17 protein-coding genes are annotated in these 14,082 nt (G+C 68.3%); 8 read left to right on the plus strand and 9 right to left on the minus strand.

The genetic code is table 11. The features are described 5' to 3' along the window. Positions 1–79: 79 nt before the first annotated feature. Positions 80–712, minus strand: coding sequence for a uracil phosphoribosyltransferase (gene upp, locus QFZ53_RS06785; RefSeq protein ID WP_292906148.1), 633 nt, complete (start codon positions 710–712; stop codon positions 80–82). A gap of 91 nt (positions 713–803) precedes the next feature. Between upp and QFZ53_RS06790 the strand changes: the two genes are divergently transcribed. Next, positions 804–1,235, plus strand: a complete 432-nt coding sequence (locus QFZ53_RS06790; protein ID WP_292906308.1) for a nucleoside deaminase — start codon at positions 804–806, stop codon at positions 1,233–1,235. 37 nt (positions 1,236–1,272) lie between these two features. On the opposite strand, the gene QFZ53_RS06795 is transcribed toward QFZ53_RS06790, so the two are convergent. Then, complete coding sequence (locus tag QFZ53_RS06795) at positions 1,273–2,157, minus strand: alpha/beta hydrolase (RefSeq protein ID WP_307294866.1); 885 nt, start codon at positions 2,155–2,157, stop codon at positions 1,273–1,275. A gap of 3 nt (positions 2,158–2,160) precedes the next feature. Beyond that, a complete protein-coding gene (locus QFZ53_RS06800; protein ID WP_307294868.1) occupies positions 2,161–3,132 on the minus strand; it encodes a cation diffusion facilitator family transporter in 972 nt (323 codons plus the stop codon). 59 nt (positions 3,133–3,191) lie between these two features. Here QFZ53_RS06800 and proC point away from each other — a divergent pair, with 59 nt between their 5' ends. Next, positions 3,192–4,031, plus strand: coding sequence for a pyrroline-5-carboxylate reductase (gene proC / locus QFZ53_RS06805; RefSeq protein ID WP_307294870.1), 840 nt, complete (start codon positions 3,192–3,194; stop codon positions 4,029–4,031). A 177-nt stretch (positions 4,032–4,208) separates the two neighbouring features. Here the strand turns inward: proC and QFZ53_RS06810 are convergent, their stop codons facing one another. The 4 genes from QFZ53_RS06810 to QFZ53_RS06825 all read right to left on the minus strand — a co-directional run bounded on the left by QFZ53_RS06810 (position 4,209) and on the right by QFZ53_RS06825 (position 8,743). Next, positions 4,209–5,801: a hypothetical protein gene (locus QFZ53_RS06810; RefSeq protein ID WP_307294873.1), complete on the minus strand. Its 1,593-nt coding sequence runs from the start codon at positions 5,799–5,801 to the stop codon at positions 4,209–4,211. After that, the gene (locus QFZ53_RS06815) at positions 5,783–6,559 is read right to left on the minus strand and encodes an ABC transporter ATP-binding protein (RefSeq protein ID WP_292906158.1); all 777 of its coding nucleotides are present in this window, start codon (positions 6,557–6,559) and stop codon (positions 5,783–5,785) included. Before QFZ53_RS06815 ends, QFZ53_RS06810 begins: the two co-directional genes overlap by 19 nt. 89 nt (positions 6,560–6,648) lie before the next feature. Next, positions 6,649–7,320, minus strand: a complete 672-nt coding sequence (locus QFZ53_RS06820; RefSeq protein ID WP_307294877.1) for a potassium channel family protein — start codon at positions 7,318–7,320, stop codon at positions 6,649–6,651. Then, positions 7,313–8,743: a TrkH family potassium uptake protein gene (locus tag QFZ53_RS06825; RefSeq protein WP_307294880.1), complete on the minus strand. Its 1,431-nt coding sequence runs from the start codon at positions 8,741–8,743 to the stop codon at positions 7,313–7,315. Before QFZ53_RS06825 ends, QFZ53_RS06820 begins: the two co-directional genes overlap by 8 nt. A 101-nt stretch (positions 8,744–8,844) precedes the next feature. Between QFZ53_RS06825 and QFZ53_RS06830 the strand changes: the two genes are divergently transcribed. Then, positions 8,845–9,261: an ArsR/SmtB family transcription factor gene (locus QFZ53_RS06830; RefSeq protein WP_292906164.1), complete on the plus strand. Its 417-nt coding sequence runs from the start codon at positions 8,845–8,847 to the stop codon at positions 9,259–9,261. Positions 9,262–9,328: 67 nt separating this feature from the next. On the opposite strand, the gene QFZ53_RS06835 is transcribed toward QFZ53_RS06830, so the two are convergent. Both QFZ53_RS06835 and QFZ53_RS06840 read right to left on the minus strand, forming a co-directional pair. Further along, the gene (locus QFZ53_RS06835) at positions 9,329–10,126 is read right to left on the minus strand and encodes an ABC transporter permease (protein ID WP_307294881.1); all 798 of its coding nucleotides are present in this window, start codon (positions 10,124–10,126) and stop codon (positions 9,329–9,331) included. After that, positions 10,123–11,007 carry an ATP-binding cassette domain-containing protein gene (locus tag QFZ53_RS06840; protein WP_307294883.1) on the minus strand — a complete coding sequence of 295 codons (885 nt, stop codon included), beginning with the start codon at positions 11,005–11,007 and terminating at the stop codon, positions 10,123–10,125. The genes QFZ53_RS06835 and QFZ53_RS06840 overlap by 4 nt, the downstream gene beginning before the upstream one ends. A 113-nt stretch (positions 11,008–11,120) precedes the next feature. Between QFZ53_RS06840 and QFZ53_RS06845 the strand changes: the two genes are divergently transcribed. The 5 genes from QFZ53_RS06845 to QFZ53_RS06865 all read left to right on the plus strand — a co-directional run bounded on the left by QFZ53_RS06845 (position 11,121) and on the right by QFZ53_RS06865 (position 14,028). After that, a complete protein-coding gene (locus QFZ53_RS06845; protein ID WP_307294885.1) occupies positions 11,121–12,053 on the plus strand; it encodes a TetR/AcrR family transcriptional regulator in 933 nt (310 codons plus the stop codon). Positions 12,054–12,092: 39 nt separating this feature from the next. After that, positions 12,093–13,022: a cyclase family protein gene (locus tag QFZ53_RS06850; RefSeq protein ID WP_307294886.1), complete on the plus strand. Its 930-nt coding sequence runs from the start codon at positions 12,093–12,095 to the stop codon at positions 13,020–13,022. Positions 13,023–13,096: 74 nt separating this feature from the next. Beyond that, positions 13,097–13,288: a helix-turn-helix domain-containing protein gene (locus QFZ53_RS06855; protein ID WP_292906174.1), complete on the plus strand. Its 192-nt coding sequence runs from the start codon at positions 13,097–13,099 to the stop codon at positions 13,286–13,288. Between the two features lie 30 nt (positions 13,289–13,318). Continuing rightward, the gene (locus QFZ53_RS06860; protein ID WP_307294888.1) at positions 13,319–13,816 is read left to right on the plus strand and encodes a hypothetical protein; all 498 of its coding nucleotides are present in this window, start codon (positions 13,319–13,321) and stop codon (positions 13,814–13,816) included. A gap of 113 nt (positions 13,817–13,929) precedes the next feature. Continuing rightward, on the plus strand, positions 13,930–14,028 hold the full coding sequence (locus tag QFZ53_RS06865) for a 30S ribosomal protein bS22 (protein WP_003792170.1): 99 nt from the start codon (positions 13,930–13,932) through the stop codon (positions 14,026–14,028). Positions 14,029–14,082: the final 54 nt, after the last annotated feature.

The following is a 14,082-nucleotide window of genomic DNA, read 5'->3' on the forward strand; positions in this document are numbered from 1 at the left end:
GCAGGAATGTGGAGCGGAGCAGGAGCGGTGCGGCGCAGGAGCGCGGCGCAGGAGCGGAGCGCTGCAGCATCCCATCCGCTCAGACGGTGCCGTAGAGCCTGTCTCCCGCGTCGCCGAGACCGGGCACGATGTAGCCCTTCTCGTTCAGGCGCTCGTCGAGTGCGCCCAGCACGAGGGTGACGTTGCGGTCGCCGACAAGCTTCTCGATCGCCGCGACTCCTTCGGGCGTGCCGAGCAGGCAGATCGCCGTGACATCCTCGGCGCCGCGGTCGAACAGGAACTGGATCGCGGCGGCGAGAGATCCGCCGGTCGCGAGCATCGGGTCGATCGCGAAGCACTGACGGTCGCTGAGGTCGGCGGGAAGGCGCTCGGCGTAGGTCGTCGGCTCGAACGTCTCCTCGTCGCGGACCATGCCGAGGAATCCCACCTCGGCGGTCGGCAGCAGCTTGACGAGGCCCTCGAGCATGCCGAGGCCGGCGCGGAGGATCGGGACCACGATCGGACGCGGCTCCGACAGCTTCACCCCTGTCGTCGTGGTGACCGGCGTCTTGATCTCGATCGGGGTGACCTTGACATTGCGGGTCGCCTCGTAGGCGAGCAGGGTCACGAGCTCCTCGGTGAGCTGGCGGAACAGCGGCGACGATGTGCGCTCATCGCGCAGGACCGACAGCTTGGCTGTGATGAGAGGGTGGTCGGCCACGTGAACGCGCATGAGTCCAGGCTATCCGACGCACACGCTTTCGCCGATGCCGGCTCATCGGGCGGGATAGGGTGTGACCGTGAGGCAAGGCGACAGCGAGGGCATGCTGCGCTCGCTCGCGCTCGCGGCCGAAGCCGCCGCGGTCGACGAGATCCCGGTCGGCGCCGTGGTGCTCGATGCCGACGGCCGCATCATCGGCGAAGGGCGCAACAGCCGAGAGATCTCCCACGATCCGACAGGTCACGCCGAGGTGAACGCCCTGCGAGGAGCCGCGGCATCCGTCGGATCCTGGAACCTCGAAGGCTGCACGCTGGTCGTCACCCTCGAGCCCTGCGTGATGTGCGCCGGCGCGATCCTGCAGTCGCGAATCTCGCGCGTCGTGTTCGGCGCATGGGATGACAAGGCCGGAGCGGCCGGCTCGATGTACGACCTGTTGCGAGATCGCCGGCTGCCGTACCGCGCCGAGGTCGTCGGGGGAGTCGAAGCGGATGCCGCCACGGCTCTGCTCCGCGACTTCTTCGCCTCGCGCCGCTGACTGCGCCCCTGTCGTCGCAGCCGTTCGAGCTTCCGGCTCAGCCCGTCGCCGCATCCGTCAGCCGCGCCACCAGAGTGAGATACCCCTGAGTGCGCTCGTCGAAGTAGCCGGGATGCCGGATCCCCCGCTCGTCGACGGCGGTCTGCGACGCGTGTCCCTCGACCGCGACGCCGAGCACGAGGTCTCCGTCCACCCCCGGCGCCTCACCGCCGTCGCAGTCGTAGACGATGACGCCACGAAGATCGCGCGGGTCGACGGGGTGGTGGCCGAGTCTCCCGAGCGGCGCGGTGCCGTCGCCCGCGCCCTCGGTCGCGTAGAAGACGACCTCTCCATCGGCGATCGCCGACTCGATGGCCGCGCCCGCCGCGTGCGTGACTCCGGCCGAGGCGATCGCGAAGGCCGTGTGCACCTCCTCGGCGATGTTCAGTGCGAACATCTCACCGAGCAGCGTCGTCGAGTACGAGTAGGTCACGACCGCGATGTGCGCGCCCGGGTTGCGGTCCGCCAGCCGGTCGATGTCGACAGCGAGGCGGGCCGCCCCGATCGTGGCGTGCTTGGTCGCGAGGACGCTGGTCTGTGTGCCGGAGTCCCACCCGAACCAGGCGATGGTCGCGACCGAGCGCGGCGTGCCGCGCACCACGCATGAGCGGATGACGTCCGCGCACACGCGCTGCGCAGCATCCGCCCACCCGGGGAGCGCCTCGAGATCCGTCTCGATGCCGTGCATCAGGTAGACGACGAGGTCCGCCCTGTCCGGGTCGCCGAAGGCGATCACCGCATACGGGCGATCACCGGCGATCCAGAAGGACTCGAGCCGTGCCTGCGAGTCACGGTCGAGCACGCTCTTCACGGCGCGCGCCTTCGCGAGCGTCGCCGCGGGTAGATCGGTGCGTGCGAGGGCCGCCTGCAGATCGCGCAGCACGGCTCAGTCGGAAGACTTGAGCACGAACACGTCCGTCGACGGCTGCGGGTCGATCGCCGGACGGTAGACGTCGGGCTCGATGTAGACGACGCGGGCGACGGGCACGGCATCGCGGATGCGCGCCTCGATCGCGTCGATGTCGTCGGCGACCTCCCGCAAGGGCTTGTTCGCGCTCATCGCGATCTTGGCGGCGACCATCAACTCGTCGGGGCCGAGGTAGAGCGTCTTCATGTGGATGATCTTCTCGATCTCATCGCCCGCGTTGATCGCGTCGACGATGCGGTCGTAGTCAGCCTGGTTCGCTCCTTCGCCGACCAGGAGGCTCTTGGTCTCGATGCCGAGCACGATCGCGATCGTCACGAGCAGCAGACCGATCATGATCGTGCCGAGGGCATCGAACAGCGGGTTCCCGGTGATCACGGTGAGCCCGACGCCGAGCAGCGCGAACGCGAGTCCGATCAGCGCTCCCGTGTCTTCGAGCAGAACGACGGGCAACTCGGGCGCCTTCGCGCGGCGGACGAACGACACCCACGACTGACCCTTCTCACGGACGTGGTTGCTCTCCCTGACGGCCGTGCGCAGCGAGAAGCTCTCGAGCGCGATCGAGATCACGAGCACGACGAGGGGCAGCCACCACCACGCCGGGTCGAGCGCGTGCGGCTCGCGGATCTTCTCGACACCTTCGTAGATCGCGAACACGCCACCGACCGAGAACAGGATGATCGAGACGACGAACGCCGATACGTAGCGTTCGCGCCCGTATCCGAAGGGATGCTCGCGGTCGGCGTCGCGCTTGGCGCGGTTGCCGCCGAACATCAGCAGCAGCTGATTGCCCGAATCGGCGACCGAGTGGATGGCCTCGGCGAGCATGGATGCCGACCCCGAGAGAGCTGCAGCGATGAACTTCGCGAGGGCGATGCCCATGTTCGCCAGGAACGCTGCGACGATGGCCTTGCTGCCTCCGGATGCACTCATGGAACGAGTCTAGATCTCCGTCCCGATCGAGCGAGGGGAGCCCGCCGTAGGATGACGACATGGCTGATTCTCTTCCCGCTCTCGCTTTTCTCGGTGCCGGTTCCATGGGGGGAGCGATCCTCCGCGGCGTGGTGGCTTCGGGCATCACTGTGGACGGCGGGATCACCGCCACGAACCGCTCGGCCGACAGCGCGGCCGCGCTCGCCGAGGTTCCCGGTGTGAAGAGCATCGCGCTCGAGGAGCAGCCCGACGGCAACCTCGACGCGGTGGCCGCGGCAGGAGTGGTCCTCGTCGGTGTGAAGCCGGCCATGGTGCCCGATCTGCTGCGCGAGATCGCCCCTCGCCTGAAACCCGAGACGATCGTCGTGAGCGTCGCGGCCGGCGTGACGCTGCAGACCTTCGCCGATGTCCTCGGCGCCGGCGCCCGAGTCGTCCGGTCCATGCCGAACACTCCGGCGACGGTCGGCAAGGCGGTCACGGGACTGGCGGCCGGAGCATCCGTCAGCGCCGATGACCTCGCCGTCGTGCGACGCCTCTTCGAGACCGTCGGCGCGGTCATCGAGGTGCCCGAGTCGCAGATCGACGCGCTGTCGACGATCTCAGGATCCGGCCCCGCCTACGTCTTCCTGCTCATCGAGGAGTTCACCCGGGCCGCGATCGGCATGGGGTTCACCGAGGCGGATGCGCGGCTCATGGCCGAGCAGACCTTCATCGGCGCGACGGCGCTGCTCGACGCCTCGGGCGAGAATCCGGCCGAGCTGCGGCGTCGAGTCACGAGCCCGAAGGGCACGACCGAGCGCGCGATCGCGGTGCTGCAGGACGCTCACCTCGACCGCACCTTCGCGGAGGCCGCCGCCGCCGCCCTGGTCCGTGCCAAGGAGCTCGCCGCCGGAGTCTGACCGCGCAGCATCCGCGCCTGTTCCCGAGAACCACTGCCGGTGCGAGAAGCACCGTCTCCCACTCGAAAACAGGTCAACCGCGCGAGATCAGGAGCGTTCGGCCGTATCGTCCTGTTCTCGAGCGGTTGACCTATTCTCGGACCGGATGCCGGATGCCGGATGCCGGGTGCCGCGCGTCTAGGCCTCGCTCGAGACCTCCGCGAGCACCTGCGGCCAGCGGCGGTCGAGCACGCGCCCGCCGAGCGCGGCGCCGCCCCAGATCGCCGCCGCCCCGACCACAAGACCGCAGGCGAGGCTCGCCCAGCCGAGCGCCGGCGTCCAGAACGCGGCGATCGCGAATCCGAGCGCGGGAGCGCCGAGGATCAGGGTGATCGGAGACATGACGGCCATCGCGATGAGCGACTGCACTCCGCCCGACGATCCCCGTCCGAAGGGATTGGCCTCGGGTGCGGGTGCACGGCCGGGCAGGAAGCTGCCGACCCACGCGCCGGCGCCGGCCGATATCGCGCCCAGTCCGAGGGCGGCGCCGAGGCTCCCGGGCATGAGGTCGGGGCGCCCTGCCAGAACGCAGCTCGCGACGCACAGCACCAGGAGCAGCGGAACCGCGATGATGCCGAAGCCGAGGAGGCGCCCGAAGCGGTCTGCCGACCCGCGCACGCCGGTGTGGATGTGCAGGGCGAGGGCGTCGTTGTCGTAGGCGAGCGCCATCTGCATGATCGTGCCTGCGAGCAGAGCGTCGATCGCCGGCACGAGCGTGACGACCGGACCGAACCCGATCGACTCGTCCTGCAGACCGTTCATGAAGACGACGCCGATGAGGATGGCGGGCAGGAACAGCATCATGACGACGTTGACGACCTGGCGGGGGTCGCGGCGGAAGTACCGCAGTGAGCGGGCGGCGATGGCGCCGACAGCAGTGGCGGGCAGCATCCGATCGATCACCCCGCCCGAGCGCACGCGTCCGCCGCCGCTGGACTGGATCGGAGCGACCAGCCGGGCGGCGAGCAGCGCCTGCGAGGCGAACCAGAGCACGGCGACCGTCGCGAGCCCGATCAGCAGCCGAAGACCTGCGGCGCCGATGTCGCCGGCGACGATCGAGGCGGGCACGCCGAAGGCGGCCGCGAGCGGCGTCCACCCGAGCACGTCGGCGGCGTCCGCGAACACCGAGCCGACGTCGCCCATCTCCCGCACGGCGGCGAGCACGAGGTTGATCAACAGGCCCGAGCTCGCAGCGAGCAGCACGCCGATCGTCATCACGAGATCGCGGCTGCGGCGGCGTGCCAGCCATCGCGCGAGCAGCCCGCTGATCACGCGCGCCCCGAGGACGCAGATCGCGAGCGCCAGAGGGATGATCAGCACTCCGACCAGGAGAGCGAGTCCGTTCACGGACCATCCGAGCAGCATGAGCGCAAGCGCCAGGGTCGTGCCGAGGCCGCCGATGGTCGTCGCTCCGGCGATGACCATGCCGGGAAGCAGCTGGCGGGCGGTCACGGGCAGCAGCGAGAAGCGCTCGGCGGCCAGCGTGTCGTCGGCGCTCACGAGCAGCGATCCGATCCACCACCCGGCGGTGATCACCGCGCCCGTCAGCACCAGCACCGTGACCGCGGCCTCGGGGGCGGCGAAACGCATCGCGAACAGTCCGGCGGCGAGGACGGCGAGGAATCCGAGCGCCATCAACCCGGTGATGATCAGGGTGACGATCATCCACGGGTTGCGGGCGAGCTGGTGACCGAGCTGCCGCCAGCGCAGGCTTACGAGGAGCGCAACCATGCCAGCGTCTCCGTTCCGAGGTCGTGGGCGCCGACCAGCGACAAGAAGCGCTGCTGCAGGCTCATGCCCGCGCGTACCTCGTCGAGGGTGCCGTTCGCGAGCAGGCGGCCTTCTGCGACGATCGCCACCCGGTCGCACATCGACTCCACGAGTTCCATCACGTGGCTGGACAGCACGACGGTGCCGCCGCCGTTCACGAACGCCCGCAGGATCTGTCTGATGGTCTCGCCGGAGACCGGGTCGACGGCTTCGAGCGGCTCGTCGAGGATCAGCAGCCGCGGAGCGTGGATGAGCGCGCAGGCCAGGCCGATCTTCTTGCGCATGCCTGCGGAGTAGTCGACGACAAGAGTGCTGCCGGCGTCCGCGAGCCCCAGCGCCTCGAGCAGCTCTCCCGTGCGCGAGACCACATCGGCTTCGGTCATTCCGCGCAGCAGGCCCGTGTAGCGGAGCAGCTCGGCACCGGTGAGGCGGTCGAGCATGCGGATGCCGTCGGGCAGCACGCCCATGAGCGCTTTCGCCGCCGCGGGGTTCTGCCACACGTCGATGCCGAGGATCCACGCGGTGCCGGCGTCGGGGCGGAGCAGCCCGGTCGTCATCGACAGGGTCGTCGTCTTCCCCGCGCCGTTGGGACCGAGCAGACCCAGCATCGTGCCCGCCGGAACGTCGAGAGAGAGGTCGTCGACGGCGACCTTCGGGCCGAACTGCTTGCGAAGGCCGCGGAGGGCAAGGACGGGAGGGGCCGCTGTCTGGTCGGTCATGACTTCATCTCATCACGACGGCGGATGCCGCGGCATCCGCCCTGCGGGGGATATCCCCGATGCCGTCAGCGGACCGACGGCTGCCGGGGTTACCGGTCGAGAGCGGCGAAGCGCTCGATGTCGCTGTTCGTGCCCGACACGATGATGAGGTCGTGATTGGTGACGATCGTGTTCGCCTCGGCGTAGCGGAACGGCTTGCCCGGGCTCTTCACCCCGACCACAGTGACCTTGTACTTGGTGCGGACGCCGGACTCGTTCAGCCGCACGCCGCGGATGAACTTCGGCGGGTACATCTTCGCGAGCACGAAGTCGTCGTCGAAGCGGATGAAGTCCAGCATGCGCCCGGAGACCAGGTGCGCGACGCGTTCGCCGGCCTCGCGCTCGGGGTAGATGACGTGGTTCGCGCCCACGCGGGCGAGGATCTTGCCGTGCGACTGGGAGACGGCCTTCGCCCAGATCTGGGGCACCTTCAAATCGACGAGGTTGGCCGTGATGAGCACGGACGCCTCGATCGACGATCCGACTGCGACGACCGCGACCTGGAAGTCCTGAGCGCCGACCTGGCGCAGCGCGTCGATGTTCTTGGCGTCGGCCTGCACGGTGTGCGTGACACGGTCCGACCACTTCTGGACGAGCTCGAGGTTGTCGTCGATCGCGAGCACCTCGCGGTCGAGCCGGTCGAGCTCGCCGGCGCAGGCGGCGCCGAAACGGCCGAGACCGATGACGAGGACGGGGGCGTCTCCGCGGAGGACTTCAACCAACGATCGGCCTTTCAACCGGCAGCGAGTAGTACTGCGTCCGTGATGTCGCGGCGACTGCCGCGGCGAGAGTCACTGTACCAACGCGGCCCATGAAGATGGTGGCCGCGAGCACGTAGGCGCCGGAATCGGGCAGGGACTCGGTGAGCCCTGTGGACAGCCCGACCGTGGCGAAGGCGGAGATCACGTCGAACAGCACATGGCTGATGTCGTCTTTGGTGATCTGGGCGATGATGATCGTCGACAGGGCGACGATGGTGGCGCCCCAGGCGACGACGCTGAGGGCGACGCGCTGCACGTCGCTGGGGATGCGTCGCCCGAAGACCTCGACCGACTGGCGTCCCTTGGCCTCCGACCACACGGCGATCGCGAGCACAGCGAGGGTCGTGACCTTGATGCCGCCGGCTGTGGATGCCGAGCCGCCGCCGACGAACATCAGCATGGATGCCGCCAGCAGCGACGAGCCGTTCAGATCGGCCATGTCGATCACGTTGAAGCCGCCGGAGCGGGTCATCGCAGACAGGAAGAACGCCTGGAACGTGGTGTCGACGGCATCCATCGATCCGAAGGTCTTGGGGTTGTTGTATTCGAGGATCAGGAAGACCGCGGCGCCCAGGAAGAACAGCAGCACCGTCGTGACGATCGTGAGCTTGGTGTGCAGCGACCACTTCTTCACGTGCCAGACGTGCTTGGCCAGCGTGTAGATCACGGGGAAGCCGATGCTGCCGAGGAACACCCCGGCCATGAGGAGCGTGAGCACCAGGTAGTCGTCCTCGAACACCGCGACGCCACCGGCGTTCGGTGCGAAGCCCGTGTTCGTGAAAGACATGGCGGCGTAGTACGGCGCCTCCCACAGCGCCGCGATGGGATCGACCTCCGCCATGACGAGTGCGGGGTAGAGCAGGATCGCGAGGGTGCCCTCGATCACGAGGGCCGAGATCGCGACGGTCGTCAGCAACTGGCCGACCTCGCCGAGCCGAACGGTCTGGCTCTCGTTCACGACGCCGCCATGAGCGCGGAGCGGGTTCGTGTCGCCCGCCGCCATCAGCTTGGCGCGCAGTCCGAGGCGCTTGGAGATCAGCATGCCCATGAGCGACGCCAGGGTCAGCACACCCAGAGCGCCCACGTTCACGCCGACGAAGACCAGCACGTGCCCGAAGGGCGACCAGTGCGTGGCCATGTCGACGGTGGTGAGGCCCGTCACGCAGATCGTGGAGACGGCGGTGAACAGGGCATCGCTGAGATCGGTGAACTCGCCGGTCGCAGACGAGATCGGCAGCCCGAGCAGCACCGTGAAGATCAGGATCAGCAGCGCGAAGACGACGATCGCGAACCGTGACGGGGACGAGGTGACGATGTGGCGCGCGCGCACCGCGAAGCTTTCCAGCCGACGTCGCGGAGAAGACGCCGATGCGATGCCCGACATCCCGCCCCTTTCGTCTGCTCCCTGCCGCGCCATGCGGTCGCGGCCCGCCGCTGCGAGCCTTCGTCATGGTACTCCGTGCCGGGGGCGGCTAGCCTGATCACATGACGGACATCTTCGACGTGATCGCAGACGGTACGAGGCGCGACATCCTCCAGCTCCTTCTGCGCCGGGCCGAAGAGGGCGACGCGGGCACCAGCGTCGGCCACATCGTGGCCGAGCTCGGCATCAGCCAGCCGACGGTCTCGAAGCACCTCAAGGTTCTGCGCGAGGCAGAGCTCGTCAACGTGCGCGAAGACGGCCAGCGCCGGTTCTACAGCCTGGCGGTCGAGCCGCTGTCGGTCGTCGACGACTGGCTCGTGCCGTTCCTCGTCGACGCCTACGGAGACGACGCGCCCGACATCGACTACCCCTTCCAGCCGCTTCCCGACGGAGCGGCCCACGCGGCCGAGGTGGTCGGCCGTGCAGCCGCCTCTGCGAAGCACGTGGTCGCGAACGCCATCAAGCGGCTCGGCGGCTGACCGGCGCCTCCGCTGGCATCGGGCGTCATCGGGGGCGTTGTGCTCCAGCGGCTCGCAACGTGAGAGGTCATCGACGACCGGACTTGCGACGGAACAGCCACGCACCCCAAGCCACGGCGATCACGAGGATCACGAGGCACCAGCCGATAGCCCACCAGAGCTCCGCGCCGAGGGACGTGTCGCTCAGCAGACTCCGGATCGTGTCGACGATCGGCGTGATCGGCTGGTGAGCGGCGACCGGCTGCAGCCAGTGCGGCATGCTCTCGACAGGGACGAACGCGCTCGACAGGTATGGCAGGAAGAGCAGGGCGAAACCGTAGCCGTTCGCGCCCTCAGGGCTGCCGGCGGCGAGGCCGATCGCTGCGAACAGGTACGTGATCGCCAGGATGTACAGGGCGATGAGCGCGGCCACGCCGACCCAGTCCATGAAGCTCGCCTCCGGCTGGAACCCCACGAGGACGCCGACGCCGATGACCACGCCTGTGGCGAGGAGATTGCGCAGCAGGCTGGCGACGACGTGCCCCGTGAGCACAGCGCTCGCCCGCAGCGGCATCGTGCGGAAGCGATCGATGATGCCGCTGCGCATGTCGTTCGCGACGTAGACGGCGGTCGATGCCGCACCGAATCCGGCGCACGTGAGGATGATGCCCGGCACGACGTAGTCGACGTAGGCGCCGGATGGATCGATCGCGCCGCCGAACACCCATGTGAACATCAGCATCAGCATGACGGGCAGGGCGATCGCCATGACGAGTGACTCCCCGTCGCGCAGCGAGTGCTTCAGGCTGCGGGTGACGAAGACGGATTCCGCGGCGAATCCGCGGAGGCGAGGGCGGAGGGCGACGGATGCCGCGGCGGCGTTCATGCGTGCTCCTTCTGGGGGAGTTCATCGGAGGTGACGGCGAGGAAGACGTCGTCGAGGGAGGGACGACGCAGCGTGATGATCCCCTCTCGGCCCTCTTCGTCGAGCAGGTCGAGCGCTCGCCGGAGTCCCGCGACGCTGCCGTCTGTCGACATCTCGCTGAGGAGATCACCACGATCGTCATGCAGCTCGACGGTGTCACCGCCGATACGAGACTTCAGTTCGGCCGGTGTTCCGAGCGCGGCGATACGGCCACCGTGGAGGACCGCGATCCGATCCGCGAGCTGATCCGCCTCTTCCAGGTACTGCGTGGTGAGGAAGACGGTGGTCCCCGCCGCGGCGAGTGAGCGGATGATGTCCCACAGATCCCTCCGGCTGCGGGTGTCCAAGCCCGTCGTCGGCTCATCGAGGAACAGCACCTCCGGCGTCACGACGAAGCTCAACGCGAGATCGAGGCGCCGCCGCATGCCCCCGGAGAAGGTCTTCACCGGACGACGCGCCGCTTCGGCGAGGTCGAACTGCGCGATCAGCTCTTCGGCTCGGTGCCGCGCCGCGCCGCGGTCGAGTCCCGCGAGCCGGGCGAACATGATGACGTTCTCGATCGCGGTGAGCACGTCGTCCACCGCAGCGGATTGACCGGTGAGGCTGATCCGTCGCTGCACTTCCCGCGGCTGCGTGCGTACGTCGAAGCCGGAGACCGTCGCGATCCCCGCATCGGGCTCTATGAGAGTCGTGAGGACGTTGATGGTGGTCGTCTTCCCGGCGCCGTTCGGGCCGAGAAGGGCGAACACCTCGCCGGACGCGACCGTGATGTCGAGGTCGTCTATGACGAGCCTGTCTCCGAACTTCTTGCGCACGCGGCGCATCTCGATGGCGGGTCTCATGATGTCCCTTCCTCCCTGACGTGGGGTCTGCATGTCGAAACTGTGTATGAGCTACGCAAGTGTGTATGACCATAACACACTGTTTATTTAATAAACAGAAGTAGGATGGCGGCATGACCGAGAACGAGCCACCGGAGCTGCCGCGGGGTATCGCTCTCGCCTGGGGCGTCGCGGCCACTCCGCAGCGCGGCCCGAAGCGCGAGATGAGTGTGGAGCGCATCGTCGACGCGGCAGTGGAACTGGCGGATGCCGAGGGCATCGGCGCCGTTTCGATGGCAGCGGTCGCCGCGAAGCTCGGCTTCACGCCGATGTCCCTCTACCGCTACGTCACCGCGAAAGACGACCTGCTGCTGCTCATGCAGGAGCAGGCGACAGGCGTTCCTCCGGAGTCGCACCTCGAGCACGAGGGCTGGCGCGATCGGCTGCTCGCTCTCTACGAGGAACAGGTGCTGCTGTATCTGCGGCATCCGTGGATGCTCTCGGTTCCGATCACCGGATCGCCGATCACCCCGAACAGCTCGGCATGGCTCGACGCCTCGCTCGCAGCTCTCGAACAGACCGTTCTCACGGCCGACGAGAGGATCGCGACCGCCCTGGCGGTGACCGGCCAGGCGCGCTGGTGCGGCATCGTGCAGGCCGGCTACACCGCGCAGGCGCGCGGCATCGGACTCTCGCCAGACGAAGTCGCCGTCAGGGAGGCCGACCTGTACGACAGGGTCATCACCCAGGACGAGTTCCCCGCCCTGCGTCGCGCGGTGGACGAGGGCGTGTTCACCTCTCCTGCCGATCCTTTCCGCTTCGGCGTCGAACGCATCCTCGACGGCGTCGCGGCGTACCTCGACGCGCGGGATCGTGGCGAGTCTCGCGCTCCGGTCGACGAGTGGATCGCGATCGACCCCGTCGAACTCGCGGGCGATCGGCGGCTGAAAGAAGCCCAGAAGACGGTCCGCGAAGCGGAGAGGATGCTGCGCGCCGCCCGCAAGGCCGAGCGACAGGCCCTGCGCGAGGCGAAGGAGCGGTTCGCGAAGACGAAGGGGCAGGGCTGAGCGCGCTCGGCGCCCAGCCGTCTTTGTCATGATGTGGTGATGACACAGGCATCGGCGCAGCACCGCGCGCACTTCGACTTCTCGATCTCCTTCGCGAACGGCGGCGGGATGAGCGGCGAGGGCTTCCGTCTCGACCTGCCTCGCCCCGACCTGAGCGCCGAAGAGATCGGCGTGCTTCTCGTGCGGCATCTCGGCCTCGCGCTCGTGCGCGACGTGGACCTGCGCGGGCTGCGCATCGTCGAGGAGACGCATCGCGGCAGCAGGGGAGCGGATGCCGCGGCCCCCGGAGTCGACCGGGTGATCGACCTCAGTCATCCGATCGAAGCGGGAATGATCACGTACCCCGGCCTGCCGGCACCGGCGATCACTCCGCATCTGACCCGTGAGGACTCTCGGGAGAAGTACGCACCGGGAACCGAGTTCGCGATGGACATCATCACGATGATCGGCAACACCGGCACGTACCTCGACGCCCCGTACCACCGCTACGCAGACGGCGGTGACCTCGCCTCACTCGATCTGAACACGCTCGTGGGGATACCCGCGGAGGTGTTCCATCTGCGCGACTCGTGGAGCGCGGATCGTCGGGGGATCGAAGCGGTGACACTCGCGGATCGCGAACTCGCAGGCAGCGCCGTCCTGCTCGACACCGGGTGGAGCAGTCGCTTCGGCACACCGGAGTACGCGGCGGGCGCGCCCTTCCTCACCGAAGGCGGGGCGCGCTTCCTCGTCGATGTCGGCGTGCGGATCGTGGGCATCGACTCCCTGAACATCGACGACACCGAGAGCGGAGGGGCGCGCCCGGCGCACAGCATCCTGCTCGCGGCGGGGGTGCACGTGGTCGAGCATCTGACGAATCTCGATACGGTCCCGGCGCACGGGGCACGGTTCACCGCGGCCCCGCCCGCCGTGCGCGGATTCGGGACCTTCCCGGTGCGCGCGTTCGCCACGACGTCGGAGTCCCACTGATCACAGGGGTCACATGGGTTTACATGCGTCCCAGCGACCCATAGAGTGTGCACATCGAGAAAGGGGTACGTGGGATGCCCGAGGTTCCTGACGTCCGGTTCCTGACGGTGGCTGAGGTCGCCGAACTCATGCGCGTGTCGAAGATGACCGTCTATCGGCTCGTGCACTCCGGCGAGCTGCCTGCGATCCGCTTCGGTCGCAGCTTCCGTGTCCCCGAATCCGCCGTGGCTGAGGCGTTGCAGCGCCCGATCGCCGACGTGGGCTGATCCGCGAGCAGGATCGCCGCAGGAGGCACCGTGGACGCCAGCACTTTCTACGCACTGTTCTCCGCCACCTGCTTCACGCTGACCGGGCTCTGGTGGAACGTGGTCCGTGCCCGCAGCGACTGGACGGCCGATCGCTCGATCCGACGCACGATCGGCGGCGTCTACCTGTCGTTCCTGCTCCCCGCGCTGATGGGGCTGTTCGCCCAGGTCGGCGGGACCGAGAGCCCGCTGATCTGGCGGCTCTCCTTCGTCGTGATCGCCGTCGTCGGCGGGGTGTCGATGCTGCGACTCGTCTCCCAGGCGCGCGGCGACGGCACGCCACGAGCGGTGCGTTGGACTCAAGCCGGCACCGTCGTCGTGTACGCGGCGATCGCCGTCATCGGCGTCGCACCGCAGTTGGCCGCACCGCTGGGCCTCACCGGCATCCAGGTCGGAGCACTGCTTCTGATCGTCTTGGTCGCGCTCGGTCACGCCCTCGTCTGGCGTTTCATGGTGGCTGATCATGCCCTGCACAGCGGTGAGGAGTGAGTGCGTACGAGCGGGCCCCCGCGATTTGCTAGACTGTTCCGAGGCATTTTTCCGTGCCCGTACCCGGGTGTCCGCCACGTGCGACGCCCAGCCCCTGACTTAGTGAGGTTTCCGTGGGTTCTGTCATCAAGAAGCGCCGCAAGCGCATGGCGAAGAAGAAGCACCGCAAGCTGCTTCGCAAGACTCGCCACCAGCGTCGCAACAAGAAGTAAGCGGCCAGACACCGAGCGCCTGTCTCCGGACGGGCGCTTTGTGTCTCCGCCCGC

The organism is Microbacterium natoriense, assembly GCF_030816295.1.
GTDB lineage: Bacteria > Actinomycetota > Actinomycetes > Actinomycetales > Microbacteriaceae > Microbacterium > Microbacterium natoriense_A.

Excerpts from the sequence above, each read along its gene's own strand:
- QFZ53_RS06810 (WP_307294873.1), bottom strand. The coding sequence starts at position 5,801 with ATGGTTGCGCTCCTCGTAAGCCTGCGCTGGCGGCAGCTCGGTCACCAG.
- QFZ53_RS06815 (WP_292906158.1), bottom strand. The coding sequence starts at position 6,559 with ATGACCGACCAGACAGCGGCCCCTCCCGTCCTTGCCCTCCGCGGCCTT.
- QFZ53_RS06800 (WP_307294868.1), bottom strand. The coding sequence starts at position 3,132 with ATGAGTGCATCCGGAGGCAGCAAGGCCATCGTCGCAGCGTTCCTGGCG.
- QFZ53_RS06825 (WP_307294880.1), bottom strand. The coding sequence starts at position 8,743 with ATGTCGGGCATCGCATCGGCGTCTTCTCCGCGACGTCGGCTGGAAAGC.
- QFZ53_RS06845 (WP_307294885.1), top strand. The coding sequence starts at position 11,121 with ATGACCGAGAACGAGCCACCGGAGCTGCCGCGGGGTATCGCTCTCGCC.
- QFZ53_RS06830 (WP_292906164.1), top strand. The coding sequence starts at position 8,845 with ATGACGGACATCTTCGACGTGATCGCAGACGGTACGAGGCGCGACATC.
- proC (WP_307294870.1), top strand. The coding sequence starts at position 3,192 with ATGGCTGATTCTCTTCCCGCTCTCGCTTTTCTCGGTGCCGGTTCCATG.
- QFZ53_RS06790 (WP_292906308.1), top strand. The coding sequence starts at position 804 with ATGCTGCGCTCGCTCGCGCTCGCGGCCGAAGCCGCCGCGGTCGACGAG.
- QFZ53_RS06840 (WP_307294883.1), bottom strand. The coding sequence starts at position 11,007 with ATGAGACCCGCCATCGAGATGCGCCGCGTGCGCAAGAAGTTCGGAGAC.
- QFZ53_RS06855 (WP_292906174.1), top strand. The coding sequence starts at position 13,097 with ATGCCCGAGGTTCCTGACGTCCGGTTCCTGACGGTGGCTGAGGTCGCC.
- QFZ53_RS06850 (WP_307294886.1), top strand. The coding sequence starts at position 12,093 with ATGACACAGGCATCGGCGCAGCACCGCGCGCACTTCGACTTCTCGATC.
- upp (WP_292906148.1), bottom strand. The coding sequence starts at position 712 with ATGCGCGTTCACGTGGCCGACCACCCTCTCATCACAGCCAAGCTGTCG.
- QFZ53_RS06835 (WP_307294881.1), bottom strand. The coding sequence starts at position 10,126 with ATGAACGCCGCCGCGGCATCCGTCGCCCTCCGCCCTCGCCTCCGCGGA.